At 69.2% G+C, this 6,788-nt stretch carries 4 protein-coding genes and 2 pseudogenes; 2 read left to right on the top strand and 4 right to left on the bottom strand.

The annotated features are described in order from the left end of the window. Positions 1–14 precede the first annotated feature (14 nt). Together ACFYPJ_RS27150 and ACFYPJ_RS27155 are read right to left on the bottom strand one after the other, a co-directional pair. Complete coding sequence (locus ACFYPJ_RS27150) at positions 15–923, bottom strand: hypothetical protein (protein WP_389022291.1); 909 nt, start codon at positions 921–923, stop codon at positions 15–17. Between the two features lie 331 nt (positions 924–1,254). Then, positions 1,255–1,758, bottom strand: coding sequence for an Lrp/AsnC family transcriptional regulator (locus tag ACFYPJ_RS27155; RefSeq protein WP_389022293.1), 504 nt, complete (start codon positions 1,756–1,758; stop codon positions 1,255–1,257). Positions 1,759–1,893: 135 nt separating this feature from the next. On the opposite strand from ACFYPJ_RS27155, the gene ACFYPJ_RS27160 reads away from it, so the two are divergent. After that, on the top strand, positions 1,894–2,580 hold the full coding sequence (locus tag ACFYPJ_RS27160) for a nitroreductase family protein (RefSeq protein WP_389022296.1): 687 nt from the start codon (positions 1,894–1,896) through the stop codon (positions 2,578–2,580). A 100-nt stretch (positions 2,581–2,680) separates the two neighbouring features. Continuing rightward, positions 2,681–2,929, top strand: a pseudogene (locus ACFYPJ_RS27165) (ferrous iron transport protein A); the annotation flags it as partial. A gap of 394 nt (positions 2,930–3,323) precedes the next feature. On the opposite strand, the gene ACFYPJ_RS27170 reads toward ACFYPJ_RS27165, so the two are convergent. Both ACFYPJ_RS27170 and ACFYPJ_RS27175 read right to left on the bottom strand, forming a co-directional pair. Next, complete coding sequence (locus tag ACFYPJ_RS27170; protein WP_389022303.1) at positions 3,324–6,089, bottom strand: alkaline phosphatase family protein; 2,766 nt, start codon at positions 6,087–6,089, stop codon at positions 3,324–3,326. Positions 6,090–6,360: 271 nt separating this feature from the next. Then, positions 6,361–6,788 (bottom strand): annotated as a pseudogene (locus ACFYPJ_RS27175) (ABC transporter ATP-binding protein); the annotation flags it as partial.

The following is a 6,788-nucleotide window of genomic DNA, read 5'->3' on the forward strand; positions in this document are numbered from 1 at the left end:
CGCGCTGCCGGAGATCAGCCGACGCAGCCGGGAACCGGACTCGGGCTGTTGAGGCAGTTGTTCGGGGTGTTGGCCCGTACCCGGCTGGCGGTCAGGTTCACGGTGCCGCCGTTGTTGTAGATGCCGCCGGGGTTCACCCCGCTGGCCGTGTTGTTGCTGATGTTGCTGGCGTTCACCGTGGACGTTCCGCCGGGGGCGCTGGGTACGCCGTTGGCCAGGCCGCCACCGCCGTTCGGCGCGGTGTTGTTGACGATGTCGGTGGCGTTGACTCCCAGCGTTCCGATGCTGGCGATGCCGCCGCCCACGTTGCCGGCCGTGTTCCCGCTGATCTGCGAGGCGTTGACGGAGGTCGTGCCGTCGCTGACGATGGCGCCGCCGTTGTTGGCGGCGGTGTTGCCGGTGAACACGGACGCGTTCACCCGCGCCTGGGAGCCGTTGAAGACGCTGATACCGCCGCCGAAGTTGGCGTGGTTGTTGCGGATCTGGACGTTGTTGAGGTCCAGGGAGCCATTACCCGTGACGACGATGGCCCCGCCGGCGCCGTTCTGCACCGAGCTGCCCGTGGCGTCACCGTTGGTGAGGGTGGCGTTTCGCAAGGTCAGGCTGCCGCCGTCGACCGTGAAGATGCGGAAGGTGCCGGACACCCGGGTGAAGGTGTTGCCCTTGGCGTTGATGACGATCGGTGAGGTGATGGCGGGCAACTCGCTGGTCAGCCGGTAGGTGCAGTTCGCTGCCACATTGAGCATGTCGCTGCCGGGGGTGCTGTTGGCGGTGTTGATGGCGGTCCGCAGGGCGGTCTCGTTGCATGCCACAGGCAGCGTCGCGGCCGAGGCGGGGGAAGCCAGCACGATCGGGGTGATCGTGGCGGCGGCGCCCATGGTGAGTGCCTGGAGGGCCAGGGCAACGGGCTTGTGCGTGAGCATGTCACTCCTTCTGAAGTCGTACCCGCCGCGGGCGTCCGGGCTGCCGGAAGGGGTGGGTGCGGCGCCGCAGGCTCGGGTGTCGAGCCAGAAGTGCCCGGCATACCCGACGCCATCACGAATTGACCATAATTTACGCCCTATGGTCGGGCGCGATGCACCTTGTTGGTTGAACCAGGACCGAGACCTGCCAGGCACTGCGCCGCCCCACCCGCGGGACTACGGGCTGGACGCCCGGTGGGGGTACCGGTGGGGGTACCGGTGGGGGTACCGGTGGGGGTACCGGTGGGGGTACGGCAGGCCGGCCACCGAATCCGAAGCAGTTCTCCGGCGCTCATCCACTGCGTACGTCTGCCTGGCCCGCCGGCCCGGCCACCTCGTCGACCAGGGGCTGGACCCGGAAGGGGATGACGGCGCTCAGCGCGATGACCGTCGTACTGCGGCGGACGCCCGGCACCTCCAGGACGTGGTCGATCACCTGCTGCACGTGCTGGTTGCTGGTGCCCGCGATACGGCACCAGATGTCGCCGGGGCCGGTCACGATGTGCGCCTCAAGGATCTGCGGTACGGCCCGAAGGCGGGCGGTGATGTCCTCGCGGGCCGGCTGGTCCACCTCGAACGTGGTGAACGCCTCGACCACGTGACCGAGCGCGGCGACGTCCACGTCCGGCCCGTAGCCGGTCACCACGCCGGCGCCGGTCAGCCGGTCGAGCCGCGCCTGCAACGTGCCGCGCGCGACGCCGAGTTGCCGGGCGATCTCCAACAGGCCCTCACGCGGGCGCTCCCGCAGCAGGCGCAGCATCCGGCCGTCGAGCGTGTCCAGTCCCTGGCGTGCCACCGTACCTGCCGATCTGCCACCTCGGAGGCACCCCTGTGCCCCATTTTCTGTCAGATTAACAAGAAGATAGTCAGTCTGTTGCAGATACGGCTGCCGGTGACCGACGCTGTTGGTCCCCGTCGACCAGGAGCCGTCGTGAGGCAGCACACCCACCCGTTCATCCCCTACCGGCCCGACCGGTACGGCGAGGCCGAGATGGTCCGTCGGGGGCAGGACTTCCTGTCGTTCCTCGACGGGCGGCGCAGCGTGCGGTACTTCAGCGACGAGCCGGTGCCGCGCGCGTGCATCGACCTTGCCATCGCCGCGGCGAACACCGCTCCCTCCGGCGCCCACCTGCAGCCGTGGAAGTTCGCCGTGATCGGCGACTCCGAGACCAAGCACCGCATCCGGGTCGCCGCCGAGGAGGAGGAACGGACCAACTACGAGGGCGGCCGGATCCCACCCGAGTGGCGCGCTGCCCTGGCACACCTCGAAACGGACTCGGACAAGGGCTGTCTCGACGTCGTGCCGTGGATCGTCGTCTGCTTCGCCGAAAAGAGCACCGCGCTGCCGGACGGCTCGCTGCGCAAGAACTACTACGTGAACGAGAGCGTCGGCATCGCGTGCGGCTTCTTCATCGCCGCGTTGCACGCGATGGGGCTGTGCACCCTGACCCACACGCCCAACCCGATGGGCTTCCTCACCGAGATCTGCGAACGGCCCGGCAACGAACGGCCCTACATCCTCTTCCCCGTCGGCTACGCCGCAGCCGACTGCGAGGTCCCGGACCTGGCGCGCAAGTCGCTGACGGAGGCGACCATCGAGAGCCCGGGCATGCGCTGAACCGGGTGATCGCGAAGCTCTGCGCCGCCGGTGCCGGTACTGGTGCCGGTACTGGTACTGGTACTGGTGCCGGTGCCGGTAGCGAGGTGCCGCGTCCCGCGACGACGGCACGGTCAGCCTCAGCGACCTGGCACCCGGACCGATCGGCGCGAGCGCGGTCGTACGGCGTATCGGGGAACCGGTCCAGACCGACCCCGGGCTGATGCGCACCCTGCGGCATGCCGGGGTCCGGCCCGGCGCCGTCGTGGACGTGACGTCGTCGCCCCGCGGCGTACGGGTCGGCAGTGGCGCAAGGACCGCTGAGCTGCCCGTGCGCACGGCCGCCCACGTCTTCGTGGCCAGGCGCTGAGTACGGGCGGGCGGGCGCCGGCCCGGCGTTCCGTCCGCAGGTCGCAGAACCGGTGGAATCGATGGAGCCGGGGCGGCCGGTGGAATCGGCGCAGCCGGATGTGCCCCTCACGTGGCGACGCTGTCGGCGAGGGGCACACCCTGCGTGGACATCCGCCTCGCCGGGCCTGTCATGAGGCAGAGCGCAGCCTTGGCCCGTCAGCGGTACCCGCCTTCAGGCTGGCGGCGGTTCGGCGGCGCGGCCAGCCGGGGAGGGCATCCGGGTGAGCCGCCGGCATCGTGTCGGTGTCCAGGGGGTGGCCGGGCCGCCGTACGGTACGGGGAACGGCCGCAGGCCCCCGGCCGACGGGGACGTCGGTCAGGGGCCTGCGGGGTGGTCGGATCAGGCGGCTGGATCAGCCGTCGTTCTCCGCCGAGGGGATGTACGCGCCGGGCACGTCGTTCGGCGCGTAGATCTTGTTCTCACCGGGGTACGGCGTCGAGAAGTTGTGCGTCTGGTACCAGGTGAAGTGGTCCATCTGCACGGGGTTCGCGAAGTCGGGCACGGCCTTGGTACCGGTCAGCCGCTGCTTCGACTGCCAGGTCGTCCACTGCGCCGCGACCTTCTGCTGCGCCGCCGGGATCTTGGTGTTCGTCGGCGCGGGCGCCGCGTTGCGGTTCTGCGGTGCCGGGGTGTCCGAGCCGCAGGAGGGCTGGGTGCTCAGGCCCAGGGTCAGCGAGGTCCGGTTGGGCACGGCCGTGAACGGCGTGTTGTCCGGCTTGTCGGTGAAGGCCCCGTACATGGGGGTGGCTGCGGAGTCCTTCTGGTTCATCGGGTGGACGCCGAGGATCTGCTCGATGGTGCGGATCATCGTGATCTGCGAGTAGTAGCGGCTGTCGACGGTGCCGCGGTTGGCCCACGGGCTGATGACCTGGACCGGGGCGCGGTGGCCGTCGACGTGGTCGAGACCGGCCTGCGAGTCGTCCTCGACGACGAAGATCGCCGAGTCCTTCCAGTACTTGCTGTGCGAGATCTCGTCGACCATCCGGCCGACCGCGAGGTCGTTGTCCGCGACCTGGGCGGCCGCGTTCGCGGGACCGCCGGTGTGGTCGTTGGACAGCCAGAACATGTTCAGGTCGGCAGGGCCGTTCTTCTCGAAGTCCTGCTTCCAGATCTGCTCCTTGTAGATGTCCGGGACACTGGTGTCGAACATCGGGAAGCCCTGCACCGACACGTCGTTGAGCGACGGGATCGCCGAACCCACCTGGATGGGGTAGGCGGTCTTCTGCCCGGTGGCGTCCATGTTCTTGGCGTCGCAGTACAGGTTCTGCCAGGACGCGCCGGACGGCTTGGTCTCGGACGACTGGAACTCGCCGAAGTCCTTGACGGACTTACCGGCCGCCTGCGCACCGGACCAGATGAAGCCGGTCTTCTGGTGGCCGAGCGCGTCGTTCTCGGTGTCGTAGCTGCGGGCGTACTCGCCGGCCGAGGACTCGGTGTACTCCGGGTTGTCGGCCTGCATCAGCCAGTTGTGACCCTCGGCGGAGTTCGTGCCGATGTCGTAGAAGTTGTCGTACAGCCCGAACTGCGAGGCCAGGGCGTGCTGGTTCGGCGTCACGTTCTCGCCGAACTGCGTGAACGCCGCGTTGCCGTTGCCCTGCTTCATGTCGCCGAAGACCTGGTCGTAGGTCCGGTTCTCCTTGACGATCATGAAGACGTGCTTGATCGTCGAGGGGTCCCCGATCCGGTTCGGGACCGCCACGGCCTTCCGGTGGCTGCCGCTCTCGCCCCCGGCCAGCTTGACCGAGTTCTTGGTCCAGCCGTTCTGCTTGAAGACCTTGTGGGTCTCGGCCTTGATGACCTTGTCGCTGGGCAGCGTGAACTGCGTCAGGCTGGAGGTCGTGTCGTGGGTGGCGTGCGCACCGGCGGTGGCGTTGGGACGGCGGGCGTCAATACCGCGGGTGTTGGAGACGACCACGGTCTCGCCCACGGTGGTGATCTCCGAGGGGAAGTAGTCCGTGGGGAGCAGGCCGACGTAGCCGGCCGGCTCCTGCGCGGACTTGTAGCGGTAGACGGCGACCGCGTTGGCGCGGCCCAGCGTCACCAGCAGGTGACCGTCGTCGGTGAGCGTCACCGCGTTCGGCTCGTAGCCGACCGACGCCTCCGGCCACGGCTGGGTGGCGATGGTCTGGACGACCTTGTCCTTGCGGCTGTCGATGACCGACACGTTGTTGTCGGCGGTGTTGGTGACGAACACCGCGCCGTTCTTCGTGTAGACCGAGGTCGGGTGCAGGCCGACGTCGATGCTGCCGACGGCGGCGGCGGAGTCCGCGAGGTTGATGACGCTGACCGTGCCGGTGGTGGTGGCACCGGTCTTCGGGTCGGCCGGCACCTGGGTGCCGTAGGAGTTGATGGTGGTCTCGCCGGCCTTGGCCGGACGCCCGCCCTCGTTGCTGACGTAGAGCTTGCTGCCGACCACGACCATGCCACGGGGGGCGTTGCCCACGGCCCAGCTCTGCTTGATGGTCCCGGTCGCGGCGTCGATGGCGACGACGCGGTTCTGACCGTTGACCGCGGAGTACACGGTGGAACCGTCGGCCGAGAACACCGCGGCGCCCACCAGGGCGTGCTTGGAGCCGTCGGCCGGGATGGCGACGGCCGTCGGGCCGGCGAGGGTGCCGTCCGCGTTCACGGTGAACTTGGTGTAACCGTCGCTCTGGCCGAGCCACAGCTGCTTGCCGTCGGGCGAGTAGGCCGGGCCCTCCTGGCCGACGGAAGCGCTGCTGATGCGCAGGTCGTCCTTGGCGTTGGTGCCGACCTTCTGCTTCACCTGTCCGGTCTTGAGGTCCATGATGACCAGCGCGGCGTCACCATCGGTGACCGCGGCCGCCAGGTTGGCGCCGTCCGGGCTGACCGTCGACGACATGATCTTGCCGCTGTTGATGACGGTGCGGCTGCCGTACGGGTCGATGTACTGGTCGGAGGAGATGACCTGACCGTCGGCCGTCTGCTGGCCCACCTGCTGGGTGCCGAACTGGCCCGTCTGGGCGACAGCGGTGCCCGTGACGGCGAGGACGACAGCGATGCCCGCCGTCACCAGGCTGGCCCGGCGGCCTACGCGTCTGCCGAAAAGGCTGATCTGGTCCTTTTCGGCAATCCGACGCTGCCGTGTTACCTGCATGGAAATTTCCCTTCGAGGTGCGAGCAGTCCGCCGTGGTCGGTGAACTGCCGCTGCGGGGTCGGTGCGTCCCCGGCCGGCGTCCGGACGCGGAAGCAGCCGTCGGCTTCTTCCGGTCCGTCGCCGTCGGCCGGAGGACGACCGTCTGGTACGACGTCGAGTTGGTGGTCAGCCGTCCCTGCGGCTTCGACGTCGGAGGAATGCCAGAAGACGACGCAGGCCCGTCGTTGGGGGGTTTGCTGGCAACGTTGTCCGTAGTAACGGTGGTCGAGGTCACCGGCCGGTCTCCGGCCGGTCGGTGAGGGCGAGGAACGCGGCTTCGAGGGGTGAGACCACGGGGGCGAGTTCGCGCAGCGCCACGCCGGACCGCACGATTTTCACCACCAGGTCGTCGAGGGCGGGCTGCAGAGCACGTACGACGAGCACGCCGCCGTCCTGCCGGATCCCGGCCCCGTCCACGGCCTGGACCCCGGCCGTCTCCCCGGCCAGCCGGCGGGCGGCCTCCGGGTCGGAAGCGAGCAGCCGGTAGTCCAGCTCACGGTTCTCGGCGGCCAGTTCGGACAGCGGACCGGAGAACACCACCCGCCCGGTGGCCAGGATGGTGACCTGCGAACACAGCGCCTCCAGGTCGTCCATCCGGTGACTGGACAGCACGACGGCCGTCCCGCCCTCCGCCAGCCGGCCCAGGACCCGGTGCACCT

The organism is Streptomyces sp. NPDC006012 (assembly GCF_042871185.1).
Lineage (GTDB): Bacteria > Actinomycetota > Actinomycetes > Streptomycetales > Streptomycetaceae > Streptomyces.

Excerpts from the sequence above, each read along its gene's own strand:
- ACFYPJ_RS27170 (WP_389022303.1), bottom strand. The coding sequence starts at position 6,089 with ATGCAGGTAACACGGCAGCGTCGGATTGCCGAAAAGGACCAGATCAGC.
- ACFYPJ_RS27150 (WP_389022291.1), bottom strand. The coding sequence starts at position 923 with ATGCTCACGCACAAGCCCGTTGCCCTGGCCCTCCAGGCACTCACCATG.